At 44.8% G+C, this 368-nt stretch carries 1 rRNA gene; it reads left to right on the top strand.

Annotation, left to right across the window (positions count from 1 at the left end):
* A 23S ribosomal RNA gene (locus ACU68U_RS09305) occupies positions 1-368 on the top strand; the annotation flags it as partial.

Below are 368 nucleotides of genomic sequence, written 5' to 3'. Positions count from 1 at the left end.
CTAAACTGATAGACAAATCTTATGGAAAGAAGAACCAAAGAAAGTAACAGTCTTGTAGTCGAAATCAGAATAGAGACACTTTAAGAAGAGTACCACGGAGCACGTGAAATTCTGTGGGAAGATAGGGGGACCACCCCCTAAGGCTAAATACTACCTGGTGACCGATAGCGAATAGTACCGTGAGGGAAAGGTGAAAAGAACCCCGGGAGGGGAGTGAAACAGAACCTGAAACCTTGCGCCTACAAGCAGACAGAGGAAGAAGACTTCTAATGTCGTACTTTTTGTAGAACGGGCCAGCGAGTTACGATACGTAGCAAGATTAAACATTTAAGATGTGAAGTCGCAGGGAAACCGAGTCTTAATAGGGC

It is taken from the genome of Finegoldia sp. P3-F-LR (assembly GCF_052932165.1).
Note: the sequence above shows the minus strand (reverse complement) of the source record. Positions and strands in the feature narration are given on the sequence as shown.